17 protein-coding genes are annotated in these 16169 nt (G+C 63.3%); 7 read left to right on the forward strand and 10 right to left on the reverse strand.

Features of this window, described 5'->3' with window-relative positions; all coding sequences use genetic code 11:
• Positions 1–68 precede the first annotated feature (68 nt).
• The gene (locus DAES_RS09695) at positions 69–2720 is read right to left on the reverse strand and encodes a tetratricopeptide repeat protein (RefSeq protein ID WP_013514845.1); all 2652 of its coding nucleotides are present in this window, start codon (positions 2718–2720) and stop codon (positions 69–71) included.
• An 88-nt stretch (positions 2721–2808) separates the two neighbouring features.
• Positions 2809–3663 carry a glycosyltransferase family 2 protein gene (locus tag DAES_RS09700; RefSeq protein WP_157864840.1) on the reverse strand — a complete coding sequence of 285 codons (855 nt, stop codon included), beginning with the start codon at positions 3661–3663 and terminating at the stop codon, positions 2809–2811.
• 73 nt (positions 3664–3736) lie between these two features.
• On the opposite strand from DAES_RS09700, the gene DAES_RS09705 reads away from it, so the two are divergent.
• Positions 3737–4846 carry a glycosyltransferase family 4 protein gene (locus tag DAES_RS09705; protein ID WP_013514847.1) on the forward strand — a complete coding sequence of 370 codons (1110 nt, stop codon included), beginning with the start codon at positions 3737–3739 and terminating at the stop codon, positions 4844–4846.
• Here DAES_RS09705 and DAES_RS09710 read toward each other — a convergent pair.
• From DAES_RS09710 to DAES_RS09730, 5 genes are all read right to left on the reverse strand, one after another.
• Positions 4843–5766, reverse strand: a complete 924-nt coding sequence (locus tag DAES_RS09710; protein ID WP_236608395.1) for a lytic murein transglycosylase — start codon at positions 5764–5766, stop codon at positions 4843–4845. The genes DAES_RS09705 and DAES_RS09710 overlap by 4 nt on opposite strands.
• Positions 5767–5785: 19 nt before the next feature.
• The gene (locus DAES_RS09715; RefSeq protein ID WP_013514849.1) at positions 5786–5992 is read right to left on the reverse strand and encodes a dual CXXC motif small (seleno)protein; all 207 of its coding nucleotides are present in this window, start codon (positions 5990–5992) and stop codon (positions 5786–5788) included.
• Positions 5993–5997: 5 nt separating this feature from the next.
• On the reverse strand, positions 5998–7368 hold the full coding sequence (locus DAES_RS09720; protein WP_013514850.1) for a TolC family protein: 1371 nt from the start codon (positions 7366–7368) through the stop codon (positions 5998–6000).
• A gap of 104 nt (positions 7369–7472) precedes the next feature.
• A complete protein-coding gene (locus tag DAES_RS09725; RefSeq protein WP_013514851.1) occupies positions 7473–8261 on the reverse strand; it encodes a MogA/MoaB family molybdenum cofactor biosynthesis protein in 789 nt (262 codons plus the stop codon).
• Between the two features lie 17 nt (positions 8262–8278).
• Entirely contained in the window at positions 8279–9010 is a 732-nt protein-coding gene (locus DAES_RS09730) for a DUF1614 domain-containing protein (RefSeq protein WP_013514852.1), read from the reverse strand.
• A gap of 137 nt (positions 9011–9147) precedes the next feature.
• Between DAES_RS09730 and rfbA the strand changes: the two genes are divergently transcribed.
• Complete coding sequence (gene rfbA, locus DAES_RS09735; protein ID WP_013514853.1) at positions 9148–10038, forward strand: glucose-1-phosphate thymidylyltransferase RfbA; 891 nt, start codon at positions 9148–9150, stop codon at positions 10036–10038.
• A gap of 111 nt (positions 10039–10149) precedes the next feature.
• Here the strand turns inward: rfbA and DAES_RS17795 are convergent, their stop codons facing one another.
• A complete protein-coding gene (locus DAES_RS17795) occupies positions 10150–10293 on the reverse strand; it encodes a hypothetical protein (RefSeq protein WP_013514854.1) in 144 nt (47 codons plus the stop codon).
• 198 nt (positions 10294–10491) lie between these two features.
• On the opposite strand from DAES_RS17795, the gene DAES_RS09740 reads away from it, so the two are divergent.
• The gene (locus DAES_RS09740; protein ID WP_013514855.1) at positions 10492–11118 is read left to right on the forward strand and encodes a PilZ domain-containing protein; all 627 of its coding nucleotides are present in this window, start codon (positions 10492–10494) and stop codon (positions 11116–11118) included.
• Positions 11119–11124: 6 nt separating this feature from the next.
• Here DAES_RS09740 and DAES_RS09745 read toward each other — a convergent pair whose 3' ends face one another.
• Positions 11125–11496 carry a hypothetical protein gene (locus DAES_RS09745; protein ID WP_013514856.1) on the reverse strand — a complete coding sequence of 124 codons (372 nt, stop codon included), beginning with the start codon at positions 11494–11496 and terminating at the stop codon, positions 11125–11127.
• 187 nt (positions 11497–11683) lie between these two features.
• Between DAES_RS09745 and DAES_RS09750 the strand changes: the two genes are divergently transcribed.
• The 3 genes from DAES_RS09750 to DAES_RS09760 are packed head-to-tail and all read left to right on the forward strand — an operon-like array spanning position 11684 to position 13410.
• A complete protein-coding gene (locus DAES_RS09750) occupies positions 11684–12298 on the forward strand; it encodes a recombination-associated protein RdgC (RefSeq protein ID WP_041271728.1) in 615 nt (204 codons plus the stop codon).
• A 12-nt stretch (positions 12299–12310) separates the two neighbouring features.
• Complete coding sequence (locus tag DAES_RS09755; protein WP_013514858.1) at positions 12311–12832, forward strand: hypothetical protein; 522 nt, start codon at positions 12311–12313, stop codon at positions 12830–12832.
• Positions 12833–12846: 14 nt separating this feature from the next.
• On the forward strand, positions 12847–13410 hold the full coding sequence (locus DAES_RS09760; protein WP_013514859.1) for an arylesterase: 564 nt from the start codon (positions 12847–12849) through the stop codon (positions 13408–13410).
• Here DAES_RS09760 and DAES_RS18035 read toward each other — a convergent pair.
• On the reverse strand, positions 13407–14096 hold the full coding sequence (locus DAES_RS18035; RefSeq protein ID WP_013514860.1) for a TVP38/TMEM64 family protein: 690 nt from the start codon (positions 14094–14096) through the stop codon (positions 13407–13409). The genes DAES_RS09760 and DAES_RS18035 overlap by 4 nt on opposite strands.
• A gap of 152 nt (positions 14097–14248) precedes the next feature.
• Here DAES_RS18035 and DAES_RS09770 point away from each other — a divergent pair, with 152 nt between their 5' ends.
• Positions 14249–15934, forward strand: a complete 1686-nt coding sequence (locus tag DAES_RS09770; protein ID WP_013514861.1) for a YcaO-like family protein — start codon at positions 14249–14251, stop codon at positions 15932–15934.
• The last annotated feature ends 235 nt before the right edge of the window (positions 15935–16169 follow it).

The following is a 16169-nucleotide window of genomic DNA, read 5'->3' on the forward strand; positions in this document are numbered from 1 at the left end:
CTGTGACAATACCTGCCCTGCATTGTTATCCGCAAACCGCGACAAATGGAAGAAGAGGGGAAGAAGAATCAGTAACGACGCGGGGCCGTGTCGCGCATCTCTTCGTCAAGCTGCTCGAACAGTTCCCGTTTTCGCTTCTCGAAGGTGAAGGCGCTTTTGATGGCCGCCATGGCGAGGCAGAGGATGCCCAGGATGATGACCAGCCCCTTGGTGAACTCCCACTGCTGGCCCCGGATGACATCGAGGATCCAGTTGCCCTGCACATCGCGGGTGAAATAGATGAGGCCGGGGATGGAGACCAGGGCCAGACCAAGGCCGATCAGCTCGAACCAGATGAAATTGCGCCCCAGCATGAGCACGAAGAGGGTGCCGTCCCGGATGATCCGCAGGGTCACCAGCCGCCCCTGCAGGGCGTCTATGCGCTCCTCTATCTCGTCGAGATAGCGGATGGATTTCCTGAAGTTGTCGGCGTCTTTCAAATGCTGGGTCTTGACCCAGTTGATCTTGTCGACGCAGAAGTTGAAATCCTTGTTGAATTCAAGCAGAAGCCGGGGGAAAGGAAACCAGGCCGCCTCCTTCTGGATGTTTCTGACCCGGTCGGCCTGATACTCCAGGTTGGCGTTGATGCGCTTGATCTCGCGCTTGACCTCGTCGTCGAGGCTGGACCCGAACTTCTCGGCCCCCCGGATCAGGAGCCTGAAGGCCACGAAGTTGTTGGTCGCGCCAAGCTTCTTGAGCCGCTCCAGCTCCTCGCTGGCCGTCTCAAAATAGGGGTGGCTCTCGTCGAACCGCTTGCCAATGTCCTCGGTCAGCTTGATCACGCGCTCGCGGACCTCCACGGCCTCCTTCTCGGCCTCGGCCCACCACTCCCACAGCGAGCTCATGAGCTGCACGCGCCCCCGGTCGAGTTCCGGGTCGATCAGGATGCGGTTGAACACATGGGGGTCGCGGCCTATGAGATCGTAGAACATGTCCATGGCCTGGCCAATGAAGCCCATTTTGACCATGCACACGGCCTGCCGGTAGACCGGATCGATCCATGTGGGCGAAAAGCTGTTGGCGTGCCTGTACCCGTTGATGGCGTCCTTGAGGTTGCCCTGCACCTCCATCAGGCGGGCCTGGAGATAGGCGAAATACCCCTGCTGAAGCGGGGTGTAGCTCATCCGCTCCGCCTCCTGCCAGTGGAAGAATGCCTGATCGGAATCGCGGCCTTCCATGTTCCAGAAGCCGAGCAGGGAATGCGGCTGGTAGCTGCGCGGGTATTTGAGCTGGGCCTGCTTGATCAGCTCCTCGGCTGCCTCCCGATCATTGTCCAGCAGGCTTTGCAGCGCATCCCAGACGTATTCCCCCTCCTGTGGTGCCAGCTGCTTGAGTCCCTCGCCCCACTCCTTGCCCCGGCTGCGCCAGACGAGCTTGAGGGTCCGGATCTGGCCGGGGCAGTTGATCTCGTACACGGACCGGGCCAGGACGCTCTCAAGACTGTTCTTGGTGTGGACCACATCGTGCATTGCCGAGGTGAAGTCCTTGCCCTGCACAGCGGCGTCTATGGCTGTAAACCCTTTGGTGAACTCCTTCATGTCCGTCTTGGCGAGCAGATGCCAGACCTGGGGCTGGGGTGTGGTCAGCTGCTTGGCCGGGCACTGCTCCGGCCTGTGGCTCTTCTGGCCGCAGTAAAAGCACTCGTTGCCCTCGGGGGTGGTGAAGGCGGCAGGCAGGGTCACCTGCATGGTGCCGTGGCCGAACTGTTCGCCACCCTCGCGCAGGCCGATGGTGCACCAGGAGTCGAGGGAGACCGCCTCGGTGCCATACCGGGCCTCGTTCATGCGGAACCATTCCGAGAGGAGAAACCCGTCCATGAACCGGACATGGGGGAAATCCGGGGCCATGCGATTCCAGTCCAGCCCTATCTTCTTGGGCAGATCGCCTGTGAACTGGAGGTTGCCCTGGGCCACGGCGACCATGACCACCGGCCAGTACTGCTTGGCCGGATCTTCCTTGAGGGTCTTGATAAGCGTCAGGATTTCGCTGCAAAAGGAGCGCAGCAACCGGAAGTTGTCCAGGGGAAAGAAAATGAAGCCGTCCTTGACATCGGAGATGTAGCGCAGCCCGTTCTTCTTGAGCAGGTCCACGATCTCGATGGAGAAATCCCGCCAACCGAGGATGCTGTCCTTGTCGGACATCTTGCCCAGGGGCTTGATGACGAAGTACCACTTGCGCACCGTCTCGTAGTCGAGACCATGGTCTGCGTGCAGGCCGAGCCAGTCCACCGGGGCAAGGCCATCCACGGTGCCGACGACCGGCGAGGTCAGCCCTGGAATGGTGTTCACCCGCTCCTTGAGCTTGGGATGAATAAACACCTCAAAATCTTCGGGAAAACGGCATTCCTGCCTGTCCAGCTCCACGGACAGGGAGACCGAATGGGCCATGTCATACCCCACCAGCAGGGTCAGGGGCACCACCTGGCAGAAGACCGGCACCGGATTGACCTTGGCCCATATCTGCAAACGGGCCAGAGCGCGAAAAATCTCGTTGGTGTTGCAGAACCAGAGGGCCTGGTCGATCTCGCGAGCCACCACGAGAGCACCGTACTCGCGGAAGGTGTTCTCCACCGCGTTGTTGAGGTTGCCTCTCCAGGCCACCCAGACGCCAACGCCGGATGCGACCAGACGTGATTGGCTGATCTCCGGCAGACTGTCTATGAGCTTGGCGATGGAAGGCACTCTCAACCTCCATCCCGGCGGGGCGTGGCCGCAAAGGCGCGGCAACGGGACCGGGCGTGTGTGTCAGCGGCGCGGGCCGACGTTTTCGTCATGAATTCAGGGGAACTTCCTTCCCCTCGCGGGCCATGCAAAACAGATTCCAAACGCGCTGGGCGTCTTCTGTTCTTCCCCTCTTTTCGCACCCTTGCGTATAAATGGCAACCTTGCGCTCCAATTCGTCCAAAGCCGCGGCGCGTTGCCGGGCGTCAAGTCCGCCACCCTGCAGGATCTTGAGCAGTGCGCGAATCCGGTGCTCGTCCGCACAAGGCACGCAGTTGGAGAGCTGGTCCGGCCTGCCGCCGTGCTTGACGGTCAGGGGCTCGGCCACCAGCCCGACCGGATAACGCAGGCAGGCCCGCAGCCACATGTCATAATCCTCGCAGGACGGCATGGCCTCGTCAAAGGGGCCGATGTCCGCCCAGGCGCGCCGGGTGAACATGGCGCACGAGGGGCTGATCAGGCACATCTTGAGCGACTCCTCGAAGAACCACCCCTCGGGCTTGGCGTACTTGTTCTTCTGGTTGACGCGCCTGCCATTCCTGATCCAGATCTCGTCCGTCTGGCATATGTCATAGCCGTGCCGCCGCATGTAGGCCAGCTGCCTCTCCAGCTTGTCGGGGAGCCACTGATCGTCGGAGTCGAGGAGGGCGATCATGGCACCCGAGCTGGCGCGGATGCCCGTGTTGCGGGCTGCGGAGACGCCCCGGTTCTCCTGGCGCAAACGGACCATGCGCGGGTCGTCATATTGGTCGAGCACGGCCTCTGTTCCGTCGGTGGAGCCGTCGTCGATGACCACCAGCTCCCAGAGCGGCCAGGTCTGGGCAAAGACCGAGTCCAGCGCGGTAGGGAGGAACCCGGCCCTGTTGTAGGTGGGGAGAATGATTGAAACGAACGTATCGTCCATGAAGGTCAGCCCTTGCATTCACGGTCGCGACCTGTCATGCTTTGTACACGACAACCCCTGACCGGTGGAATCAATGAAAATCTTCCAAGTCATCAACGTACGCTGGTACAACGCCACCGCGTGGTACGCCATCACCCTGAGCCGCCTGCTGGCCGATGCCGGGCACGAGGTGACCGTCCTGACCCAGGCCGGCACCCCGTCCGAGGAGGCCGCGCGCGGATTCGGCCTGAACACCGTGGCAGTGGACCTCAACACCAACAATCCGGTCCGCCTCGCCATCGCCGCAAGGCATATCATACAACTGCTCAAAGCGCACCGCCCGGACATCGTCAACTGCCACCGGGGCGAGGGGTTCTTTCTTTGGGGGCTGCTCAAGCTCCTGCGCTTCGACTACAGGCTCGTGCGCACCAGAGGCGACCAGCGCCCGCCGCGCAGCGACGCCTTCAACCGCATGCTCCACGCCGAGGTGGCCGACGCCGTGGTGGTCACCAACCGGCGCATGGCCGACTATTTTCTCCGCAAGATGCGCACCCCGGCCCACGGACTGTGGCTCATCCACGGCGGGGTCGATACCGCCCGCTTCGCCTTTGACGCCAAGGGGCGCGACAGGGTCCGGGCGGAATTCGGCTTCGGCCCCGGCGATGTCGTGGTCGGGCTGGTCGGACGGTTCGACCGGGTCAAGGGGCACAAGGAAACCATCGAGGCCGTGGCCCGGCTCCGCGACCGGGGCATGGACACCGTGCGCCTCTTCCTCATCGGGTTCGACACGGCCATGACCAGCTCCCAGATACAGGCGTCCATCGACGAACACGGCCTGGGCGACATCACCCGCATCAGCGGCAGACGCGATGACGTGCCCGCCTGCATCTCGGCCCTGGACATCGGCGTGGTCGCCTCGCTCTGGTCCGAGGCCATCGCCCGGTCCGCCCTTGAGATCATGGCCGCCGAGCGGCCCATGGTCTCAACCAGCGTCGGCGTCATGCCGGACCTGACCGCCCCGGCCATGCTTGTGAAGCCGGGCGACTCCACCGGGCTGGCAGACGCCCTGGCCGGGCTGATCAACGACCCTGCCCTGCGCAGACAGGTACTTGAGGCACAGAGGCGGACCCTGTCGCAACTGACGCTGGAGGAATTCCTCAAGCGCAGCCTCAACCTCTACACCAGCCTGATCGACGGCGGCTAGTTCCCGAAAAATTCCCCAGCCTTTCCTATCCTGTCGGCCACGGCCATGATGGTCAGGGCGTAACTCTGCGAATGATTGTAGCGGTAAATGACCTTGAGTTCGGCCTCGCGGTCGAGCCCGGTTTTCCAGCCGTGGCGCATGACGAAATAGGCCATGCTGTGCAGGGCGTCGGTCATGTCGAAGAGATCAACGCGGCCATCGCCGTTGCCGTCCCTGCCGTAGCTGACCGCGCTTGAGGGGATGAACTGGCACAGCCCGATGGCTCCGTACATGGAGCTTGGCATGGTCAGCGGGTCGAGGCCGTTCTTGTCGGCGTACTCGATCAGGGCCTTCAGTTCCTCGTAGGCCCAGTTGCCCTTCTGCTCGGTCCTGCTGACAAGCCACCCGGCCATCTCCGGCGAAAGGTCGGTGCGCGCGACAAGGGGCCTGATCAGCTCAAAGTCACGGGCCAGGGCCATGCTCGCCAGGATGGTCATGGCGTTGTGCTTGCCCACCTGCGTGCCGAGCTTGGTCTCCACCAGCAAGAGCGCGGTAAGCACGGTTCCCGGCACGCCGTAGCGCTTCTCGATGGCCGCGAGCACCTTGTTGTGCTCCAGGTAGAAGGCGTAGGCCCCGGCAATGAGGATGGGATTGAGGTAGCGCTCCATGACCTGGGGCTCGGCAGGCGGGCCGGGCTTGCGCGCCGCGAGTTTGGTCTTGAGCAGCGCGTTCATCTTCCTGGCCATGATCTCGGGCGAGAATTTCAGGCTGTCATCGGCAAACAGGGCGTTGACGCGGCTCTTGTCCAGGCCGTCGTCTGCCAGCCGCCGGACCAGCGGTGCCCAGGCAGGGTCACCGGCCAGGGCCGGTGTCCGGCAGGTCGCGACAAGGAGGAAAATGAAAACGGCGGCCAACGAGATGACGCTGGCCGCGCGTTGCATGTGTCCTTTCAGGTCGCGGTCAAATACGGTCCATGGGTACAAAGCCCATCTCCTCTTCAAAGTCGTCATCCATCTCCGGGACAAACTCCTTGAGGGGGTAGATCGTGCCACAGTTCGGGCAGCGCAGCATGACTTCGCGGCATTCACGATGGGCGGTCAGGTCCAGCCTGCACTTATCGCACACCATGCCCTTGGCCTGCCACGTCCTCTTGCGACGGGCGAACACCCCGGCTATTCCCCGGTGGTCAGGCCGAGGTTTTTCTCGCCCATGGAGACATAGAGCGAGGAAATGGCGGTGCCATAGTCGGCCAGAGCCTGGGAGAGCTGGGCCTCGCTGGTGGTCAGGCGGGCCTGGGCGTTGAGCACGTCGGTGTTGGTGCCCACCTGGGCCTGATAGCGGGCCACGGCCATGCGGTAGGCCTCTTCCGCGGCCTCCACGGACTTGTCGGCCACGTTGATGCGGTCGGCGGCCTCGTAGATGTTCAGCAGCGACTGCTTGACCTCGAACCCGGCATTGAGGCGCGTGTCCTCAAGCTGGGCCTCGACCTGCTTCACGATCTCCTCGAACTGCTTGTAGTCGTAGTAGTCCGCGCCCCACTCGAAGATGGACATGGAAGCGCCCACGCCGACAGTCCAGTATTCCTTGGAGGTGTATGGATAGACCCCGCCCCGGCTGAGACCGGCGTCCACGCCCTTGTTGTAGTAGTTCCAGTCCGCCTCCACCTGGGGGTAGAAGCTGCTGGCCGCGATGGTGGAGTCCTTCTTGGCGATCTCGACGCTCTTCTGGCCGATGACGAGGTCGGGCCTGCCCTTGTAGGCGCGGGTCAGGCACTCCGGCAGGGTCAGGCTGAAGGGAATATTGACCAGCTCGCCGACGTAATCGACGTTGGTTTCAATGGGAATGTTGAGCAGCGTGTTGAGCTGCGCCTGCTGGGTGGAGACATTGTTGCGGGCGATCAGGAGATCCTGTCTGGCGGTGGCCAGGTCAACCTCGGCGTCGAGCACTTCGGACTTGGGCTTGAGGCCGACATCGTAGAAGGCGGTGATGACCTTGAGCTGGGATTCGAGGCGGGCCACCGAGTCCTCACCGCTCTTGACATCCATGCGCGCCTTGAGCAGCGACAGGAAGTTGGACTGGACGCTGGAGATCAGGGACAACTCGACATCGGTCAGCGAAGCCTCGTTGGACTCCTCTGTCAGCTTGGACTTCTGCCAGGTGGCGAGTAGGTTGAAACCCTTGAACACCGGCTGATTGATGTTGACGTTGGAGACCCAGTCGTCATGCTTGTCGGAAGTGGACAGCCTGCGGCCATAATTGGTGTAGCCGTAGCTGCCGCTGACCGAAGGCAGGAACTTGCCGAAGGATGAGCGGGTGCCGAATCTCGAACCCTGGAGTTGGGCCCGGATGGCCGTCATGTTCGGGTTGAGGGACAGGGCGCGCTTGACACTGCGCTCAAGATCAAAGGAACCGGTGATGTCCTGTGCCTCGGCAGCCGCGTCCGTCCCCGGCTCGGGGTCCGCATCCGCGGCTATCGCCAGGCTGCCAATGGCCAAGAGGGCGGCAAGGGCCAGAATCATGACCAGAGACCGGGTGAAGCGCATAATGTCTATCCTGCTTTCATTTCAAGTTTTAGTTGAACTAGCAACAATTGATCTTGGGGAATATACCAATTCTCCCCCCGGCCTGCAACCAGAAAATGAGCGATTTACTTGCGTAAAACAGCGCAATCCGAGGGATCGCCCTGGAGTTTTTCCAGGGCGTGGCGCAAGGTTGGCAGGATCGGCTCCAGGCATTCGGCCACGGCCCTGGGGCTGCCGGGCAGGTTGACGATCACCGCCTGCCCCAGCGTCCCGGCCACAGCCCGGGAGATAGCCCCGTGCGGCGTCTTGGCAAGGCTGGCCGAGGTCATGGCCCGCTCGAATCCGGGCAGCCGCTTCTCGATGACGGCCAGGGTGGCCTCCGGCGTGATGTCGCGCGGGCCGACGCCAGTGCCGCCGGTGGTCAGGATCAGGTCGAACCCCTGGACCAGGGCGAGATCGACCATGAGCCCCTTGAGCAGTCCGGCCTCGTCCGGGATGACGAACCCCTGGACAAGACCGAGGTCGAGCTTCCCGGCCACCAAGGCGCCCACCAGGGGGCCGGACTCGTCCGTGCGCTTGCCAGCCGCGCCCTTGTCGCTCAGGGTGATCCAGGCCAGGGCATAGCCCGGTCTGGTCACCGTGAAGGGTCCAGTACCCGCAGGCACTTCGGTTTCGGCCCGCAGCAGGTACAGGGGACGCGAGGCGCGCCCCTCTCCGCCGGGCAGCCAGCCCACGGTGAGCAGGCACAGGGCCGCGCCCCCGCTGTCAAGCCGGTCGCCAGCCCGCAGGCCGGGCAACAGTTCCATGACCGTGGCCCATCCCGCCAGAGCGCCCTCGCCTTCCTGGCACAGATGCACGCACTCGCCCGAAGCGAGTGGAGCCGCAAAACTCACAGTGATCATACGATCGGACATGGCAACTCCTCCTGAGATCAGGCCAGCAGCACGGCGAGCACCCCGGCCACCAGCACCCCGCCAAAGGTTCCGGCCCCGCCGATGGAGACCAGGGGCGTGGCGATGCGGTTGCGCAGGCGCGGCGTCAGAAGCAGGGCCACGTTGCCGCCGAGGATGGTGCCCATGGTCCCGGCCACGTAGGCGGCCAGCGGGCGGATCGGCTCAGGCACGAAAAAATAGACGGACACGAAGGTCATCAGGGCGGGCATGAACAGCGGCACGCGCATCCCGGTGAGCACATCGGGCCTGGACACGGCGTAGCAACCAGCCGCCACCGCGACCAGGGCAAACCCGATCCAGCCAAAACCAACCGCTCCCACGGCATCGGCCATGCCGAGCAGGAAGGTCAGGCTCAGGAGCAGCGGCAGGACGCAGCCGCCCAGGTTGACGGCAAAGACCTGCTTCTTCAGCTCGTTGGCCGGTTCGTCCTCGACACACGCTCCCTGTCCGCGCGTATCCATGACGCAGCGCACGGAGATCGGGCGGCGGACCATCACCAGCCTCTGACTGGTATGAACCGGGATGTTCACGGTCCTGCCCACGACAATGGCCATGAACATGAGCACCCCCTGAAAAGTGGTCAGCCCCAGGCGCGAGAACGCCTCGGCCACAATACTCACAGGCAGGAAGACGAGGATGAAAAACAACCCGGCCAGGAAGAGCAGGGCTCCGATCACGCCGCCGGAAAATTGGAAGTATGGATTATTCATGTTTTTTTGTCATGTCGCGCGCGCCAGTTGCGGGTTGCTTTTTGGACTGTCCCGGACCTATAGTGCAATGCGTCCGCGCAGATGGGATGTACCCCAACTCGCATGCGAAGTAAATCACAGGACCAGCGAGGCCCCTTATGAAAGGAATCATTCTGGCGGGCGGCTCCGGCACCCGGCTGCACCCCCTGACCCGTGTGGTCAGCAAGCAGCTCCTGCCCGTCTACGACAAGCCAATGATCTACTATCCCCTATCCACCCTCATGCTGGCGGGCATCAGGGATATCCTGATCATCTCCACGCCCCACGACCTGCCCCGGTTCCAGGAGCTGCTGGGCGACGGCTCACGGCTCGGCATCAACCTCGAATACCGGGAGCAGCCGAGCCCGGACGGCCTGGCCCAGGCGTTCCTCATCGGCGAGGAGTTCATCGGCGACGACACCGTCTGTCTCGTGCTGGGCGACAACATCTTCTACGGCCACGGCCTGGGCTCCATCCTCAAGCAGGCTGGCTCCCTGACCCGCGGAGGCATCGTCTTCGCCTATCTGGTCAAGGACCCGGAACGCTACGGCGTGGTGGAGTTCGACGCCGCCTACCGCGCCCTGTCCATCGAGGAGAAGCCCGCCCGGCCCAAGTCGAAATACGCGGTCACCGGCCTCTATTTCTATGACAACGATGTGGTCAGGATCGCCAAATCCCTCACGCCCTCTGCGCGCGGCGAGCTGGAGATCACGGACATCAACAAGGCCTACCTCGCGCACGGTGACCTGGAGGTCCAGACCCTGGGCCGGGGCTACGCATGGCTCGACATGGGCACCCACGAATCCCTGCACGGTGCGGCCAGCTTTGTGCGCGCGGTACAGGAGCGGCAGGGCTATGTCATCTCCAGTCCGGAGGAAATCGCCTTTCGCATGGGCTTCATCGATGCGGCCCGGCTCCAGGAACTGGCCTGCGCCATGAGCAAAAACAGCTACGGCCAGTACCTGCTCAACATCGTGCTGGAAAGCGACGCCCGCCCCTGCGAAGCCTGACGCCCACAGCCCCGCGCACGCCCACAGACGAAAAGAGCCGCATTCCCTAGGGAATGCGGCTCTTCGCGGAAAAATGGCCGGGCGACACAGGGTCGCGCCGATTCTTCGTGTCTAGTGGTGATCCTCGGCCATGGCTTCCTTGACGCGGATAACGCCAATGGTCAGGATCCATGCGAGATAAATGAAAATCAGGGACACGCCGACAAAGCCGGCGCCAGTGCTGTGTGCCATCCCGGAAAGCAGTTCGCCAATCATGTCATTCCTCCTCGGTCAACCCGTCTATGGCTTGAAAAGATATATGTTCTTTGTCTTCTCGGCCACGAAATGTCAACCCCTCAGCCGGGAAAATGCGCATCGACGAACCGCCCTGGCCTGGCTGCCCCCTTGCCAAAGTCGCCTGTTTTGCATAGGCTCGGTCCGCAGTCCCGCTCCACGACAACACAACGGTGAATCATGGGTTTTCTTGACTTCTTCACAAACCTCTTCGCGCGCTCCGGCAAGGCGAAATCCAGGGCAAAGAAAAAATCCGCCAAAAAGACCCAGGCTCCAAAATCCGCGCCAGCGGCCAAGGGCGGCAAAAAAGGCAGCGGCGACGAATTTGGCGTGAGCCTTGCCAAGGCCAAGGAGAAAAAGCGCAAGAAATCCACCCAGGTCTCCGCCGCGCCCATCGACGAGAAAGCGCTTGGCTTCAGCATCTCCCTCAAGGGCGAGGACGCCCAGTCCAAGAAGCGGGAGGCCCTGCGCATCCGGGTGGACAACCTGTTCGTCCATGTCTCGCGGCTCAACAAGAAATATCCCGTCACCGACATCAGCGCCACGGGCCTCGGCTTTGCCTTTGAAAAACCGCGCGTCAAAGGCGGGGTGGAGCTGGTCATGACCATCATCGTCGATGGCAAGGTGGCGGCCAAGGACGTGCAGTGCAAGGTCATGCGCCACGAGCGCGGCTCGGTGGGCTGCGTGTTCGTGGACCTCGACCGCGCCCAGGATGATGCGGTCCACGCCATCGTGCTGCGCGGCCAAAAAGAGCAGGCCGCCAGAAAGGCCGCCCAGAAGAACCGCGACTTCAAGATTCCGGAGTGATCCCGGCTAGACTTTGCGCCTCAACTCCCCGATGAACACATCCAGATCGTTGGGCTCCCCCGGCGCGTGGTCCTCCGGATACAGCAGCGCGGTCATGAAGAAAACGCTGCCGATGCGCAGGGCCGTGCTCGCGCTCATGGAGAACTGCTCAAGCCGCTGGGCAATGGCCTTGCCCTCGTCCCCTTCCAGTCTTTTGGTGATTTTCCAGGCGTCCTCGTTCAGAGAGGCCAGCAATTCGGCCTTGGCCTCGGCCTTGATCTGAAAGGCCCGCTGTCCTTGGCCCGCCAGGACCGCGTCGGCCTCCCGCTCCAGCCGCCGGACCTCGTCCGCCTTTTTCTCAAGAAACTCTATCAATTCTTCAAGCACTTGTTTTTGCATGATCTCTCCTGGTTCTCTCCAGTGTAACCGCCCCTGCTCAAGAAAACAAGGACAGCGGCCACCACAGGCGCTCCGCCTGCCCGCGCCACTGCCGCGCGGCGAGGATTTGCTGGACATCGACACCGATTGGTCATACCTCATGGGCTGCCAGAAAACGGTCATTACGGGTATTTCGGAGGACAGGAAGTTGAGCATTCTCTCCGCCAGCCTCGGGCTGACGCGCTACCGGATCATCGAGGACGTTCCTGCGGACCTGCTGCGCCAGGTGCCGGAGAAACTGCGCCAGTTCTGCTTCGTGGACATCGACGCCACAGCGGAGGAGCGCTCGTTCGGCTGGACCAACATCGACGACATGCTGGACATGAACTGGACCAAGTCGCCACCGGAAAAAGCCGAGTATTTCGCCTTTGGCCTGCGCCTCGACACCCGCCGGATTTCGCCCGCGGTGCTCAAGAAGCACACCACCATCGCCCTGAACAGGGAGCTTGAACACAACAAGGAGCAGGGCAAGAACTTCGTCTCGCGCGACCGCAAGCGCGAGATCAAGGAACAGACCACCCTGCGGCTGCGCGCCCGCACCTTCCCCATCCCGGCGGTCTTCGACCTCATCTGGAACCCAGGTGCCAACCGCGTCTACCTGTCCACCACCAACGCCAAGGTGCGCGCCCTGTTCGAGGACTACTTCACCCTCACCTTCGATCTGCACCTTGAGCCGCTGACCCCGTTCTTCATGGCCATGGACCTGCTTGGCGAAGACGCCGCGCCCAGGCTCGAACACCTCGACCCGACCATCTTCGTATAAGGATCTGACGCCATGGATCTCTCCCTCGTCGAACGCGAAAACGTCCTGCTGGGCCAGGATTTCCTGACCTGGCTGTGGTTCAAGACCGACAGCGAAACCGTCCTCTTCTCCCTTGCGGACAAGCGCACCTTCAGCCTCCAGATGGAGCAGCGCGTCTCGGTCCAGGGCGGCGAGGGCGAGGGGCTGGAAACAGCCACCGTCTCCAGCCCGCGCGGCGAGCTGACCGAGGCCAAGACCGGCTTGCGCACCGGCAAGAAGGTCAACAAGGCCCAGCTGCTCTTCACCATGGATCAGGACCAGTGGCTGGTCCAGGTCAATGCTGCGGATTTCGGCCTCTCCGGCCTCAAGACCCCCAAGATCTCGACCAAGGACGACGAGGGCGAGGACACGGACGGCAAGTTCCTCGAAAAACTCTTTCTGCTTGAGCGGTGCCTGGAGATGTTCGACATCGTCTTCGCCCAGTTCCTGGGGCTGCGCATGAGCAAGGACTGGGCCGCTGAAACGGCCAGGGTCAAGCGCTGGATCAACGACTGAGACCAGGGAACCCCATGACATCCCCGGTTCGCATAGCCTGCTTTGGCGACAGCCTGACCGAAGGGTACGGCCTGCGCCCCGGCCAGGCCCTCCCGGCGGTGCTTGAACGGCTGCTCGACGAAGAGGGGATGCGCACCCGGTGCCTGAACTTCGGCGTGTCAGGCGACACCGCCTCCGACGGCCTCAGGCGCATCGACACGGTGCTCAAGGCCGTGCCTGACGCTGCTGTGGTGGCCTTCGGCGCCAACGACTGCTTTCAGGGCGACCCGGTCCCCCTGGTGCGGGCGACCCTGGGCCGGATCATCAAGACCCTGCTTGACCGCTCCATCCCGGTCCTGCTGGTGGGCATCACCGCCGCGCTCAATCCCGACGCAGAGTACAGACGCGCCTTTTACCCCATATTCACATCCCTGGCCGCAGAACACGGGCTGGACCTGTTCCCGGACATCCTTGTCAGCTACTCCGGCAACCCGGCCCTGACCCTGCCGGACGGGCTGCACCCCTCGGCCTCCGGGGTGGAAGCCATTGCCCGCGACCTGCTGCCCCAGGTCAGGCAGCTCGCTCTTTCCGCCCGCTAATCCCCTTTTTCGGCCTCGACAATCCTGCGCTTCATCCGGTGGACAACCACCGCCAGGACCACGCCCGCCGCGAGAAGGGCCACCGCCGCCTCGACCGAGGCCCGGCCCGTGATGCCCGAATGGAGCAGATGGCCGCCCGAGGCCAGGAGCAGCGTCTCGGGCAGCATGCACAGCCATGTCAGAAACACGAAGGGCAGCGGCCTGACCGAAACAATGCCCAGAAGATAGCTGGTCGCGGGAAACGGCATAACCGGGATCAGACGGCTCAGGGCCAGGACTCGAAGCGGATGGGAGACGCTCAGCCGCTGCATCGCCCTGAAGACCGGATGCTCCCCGTAGCGCCGGACAATGACCCGGCGCAGCCCGTGGCGGGCGGCCAGGAACGCGCCCAAAGCCCCGATGGTCATGCCGATGCTCGCCAGGAGCCCGCCGAGCTTCCAGCCGAACATGGCCCCGGCGGCCACGGTGAAGAGCGATTGCGGCACCAGCAGCATGACGGCCACGGCGTTGATGGTCACAAAGACCGCACCGGCAAGACTGCCCTGGGCCGCCACAAAGGCGGAGAGCAGGGTCATGCCCCCGCCGCCCCAGTGCTCCATGGCCCACGAGACCGCGCCGAGCACGGCCAACACCGCTCCGACCTTGAGGATAGTCCGCCACACCCCGCCGTTATGCCCGTGTTCCATGTTCACAAGAGATCGCTGCTCCGGATTTTGCGTCTTGAACTCGCCGCGCGGATACCATAGCGTACCGCTCAGGATTCCCCTGTCCGGCCATGATCTCCTGTGTACGGCGAATCGGCCGGAAATTGAAGAGGGAAAATCCGCAGAGGAGCACCATGCGCTACAAGCTGCAAATGATGAACACGGACTTCGGGGTCGGCATGTTCGCCGCCCTGCCCGATGTCAACCTGAGCTTCAACGAGATGGCGGCCCATCTCCGCACATATCCGTATGACGACTTCATGCACGAGTTCGTGCTCCAGGGGTTCAAGGAATTCCGCCCCCGCAAGATCGAAAAACTCATCAGCGAGGTCATGGCCGACACGGGCGCGTCCGACCCGGTCATGACCGCGGTCATGTACGAGGCGTGCCTCTGCCACCAGCGGCTGCGCTCCCTGCTGCCCCTGTTCGACGGCCTGGACCCGGCAAGCCTGCTGCCGCACACCCCGGCCATCCACATCCGCTCGAACCTGCTCGCGGACCAACCCCTGCACCGGGAGTGGATCAAGGTTTTCAGCGACAACATCTTCGGCCTGGCCCCCCTGCCCGCACCGGACGCGACCGGCCTGCCCCCGCTCTTTTCGCCGCAGGATCTGGAGCGGCCCGCGCCCATGGCCGCCGCCGAGGTGCGGCGATCCCTGGAGGGGAAACTTCCAGAGCCAAAACCCAGGCGCCCCCTGGCCGAGACCATTCAATTCGCCCTGGCCGCCCTGGAAAAGGCGGACGCCTTTCTCGGCCCGGCCATGGAACACAAGGCGTCACTGTCGCCCGTGGCCCGGCTGCGCCACTGGATGCCCAAGACGCGCTGCGTCAATGGCCGGATGAACAATGGCCTGGAAGGCATCCAGACCTGCTATGGCCGGGGGCTCACGCCGGAACGGGCCGAGGCGTCCTACGCCATGGAGATGGCCGAGCGGTTCTCGTCCTATGCCAGCTTCGGCCCCAGGGGCGTGCTGGGCTATGCCAACGACTACCCGCTCACCCGCGCCACCCAGGACGAGCTTGCAGCCGAGGCCCTTGATCTGCGCGCCATGCGCCTTGAGGTGCCCTATGCCGGGCAGACCCTGCACTGGTTCACCGGGCACACGCCGGACAGCGCGGGCGGCACGGTCCCCCTGCTCATCCCGGCCCAGCTCGTGTTCCTGTTCTGCAACCTCGACGAGCAGTCGCTGTTCTCGGCCCTGGGGTCCACCGGGCTGGCCTCGGGCAACACCCTGGCCGAGGCCAAGGTGGCCGCCCTGACCGAGGTCATCGAGCGCGACAGCGACGCCACCACGCTCTTCGACCCGGCCCGCTGTTTCCGCCTGGAGTCCGGCGACCCGGAGATAGCCCGGCTGCTGGCCGCCTACGAGGCGGACGGCGTCCATGTCTGGTTCATGGACGTGACCACCGAGCTGGGCGTGCCCTGCTACAAGTCCGTGGTCCTGGGCAACCTGGGCGACGTGAACAAGGGGTCCGGCTGTTCGCTGAACGGCAGGGCGGCCCTGGTCTCGGCCATGACCGAAACCGCCTACCCCCACCCCGGCCCCAAAAGCGGCCCGGCCCCGGACAACCTGCCGGTGCGAAGGCTCGAAGACCTGCCCGACCTCTCCACAGGCAGCGCCGAGGGCGACCTGATGGTCCTCGAAGCGACCCTGCTCGCCAACGGCTGTTGCCCTGCCTATGCCGACCTGACGCGCAAGGATCTTGGCATCCCGGTGGTCCGCGCCCTGATCCCCGGCCTGGAGATCATCTCGGATTTCGATCAATACTCTCGCGTCAGCCCACGGCTTTATGCAAACTATCTCGATATGTTCCGTTGACAACAACAGGCCGCACGGCCCGATTCCCGCCTCGAAGGGCGAAATCGGTATGCATTTGCGGAATGTTGATATTCCTCGACTGCGACTTGGACTATGATTTCTCTTGTACGCAAATTGATTCTTGCATATAGAGGACAGGAAACGCGTTTCTTTTTCCATCGTTCAATGAGCACTGTGACCTCCCCGGACCACCATTCTCCTCAGGAGGCCTCCATCCCCTGTGCTCATTGTTCAT

This window comes from Pseudodesulfovibrio aespoeensis Aspo-2 (genome assembly GCF_000176915.2).
Lineage (GTDB): Bacteria > Desulfobacterota > Desulfovibrionia > Desulfovibrionales > Desulfovibrionaceae > Pseudodesulfovibrio > Pseudodesulfovibrio aespoeensis.